General features: G+C 47.9%; 1 protein-coding gene. It reads left to right on the top strand.

The features are described 5' to 3' along the window. Positions 1-161 precede the first annotated feature (161 nt). Positions 162-410, top strand: a complete 249-nt coding sequence (gene minE / locus A3751_RS01870) for a cell division topological specificity factor MinE (RefSeq protein WP_068451494.1) — start codon at positions 162-164, stop codon at positions 408-410. The last annotated feature ends 242 nt before the right edge of the window (positions 411-652 follow it).

Raw genomic sequence — 652 nt, forward strand, 5'->3', positions numbered from 1 at the left:
TCTAATTCAGGCGTGCCGGTTATTCACGACCAAACAACAGATGCAGGACAAGCTTACGACGATGCCGTAGAGCGCCTGCTAGGCAAGGAAGTGCCGCACCGTTTCCTATCCGCTGAAAAGAAAGGCTTCTTCAAGCGCATGTTTAAGGGGACTGCGACAGCATGAGTTTTCTAGATTATTTTAAGAGCACCAAGAAGAACACCGCTTCGATAGCAAAGGAACGCTTACAAATAATCGTCGCTCACGAGCGAGGCCAGCGGGAACAACCTGATTATCTGCCCATGCTTCAGCAAGAAATACTTGAAGTTATCCGCAAATATGTCTCGGTTAATCAAGATCAGGTTCAGGTTATGCTGGATAAGAACGATGACTGCTCTGTTCTTGAGCTCAACGTAACGCTTCCTGAATAACGCGCACAAAAAGAAGGAAAGTAAGCTCGTGCACTTGAGCAAGCCCGGCCGGCAGCAATGCCAAAGCCCTATCACCAAGTGTACGCGCTTTAAATGACTGCAATCAGCAATGGATATTCATTAGGTTAACACTACAAGGCCGCGAGACCGTGACAAATAACAGCCTAACCGCCAAGGACATCATGACACCGAACGTGAAATCGGTTCCGCAAAGCTGGACGATGGAGCGCTTCAAAAAATTC

Source organism: Oleiphilus sp. HI0080 (assembly GCF_001635135.1).

Excerpts from the sequence above, each read along its gene's own strand:
- minE (WP_068451494.1), top strand. The coding sequence starts at position 162 with ATGAGTTTTCTAGATTATTTTAAGAGCACCAAGAAGAACACCGCTTCG.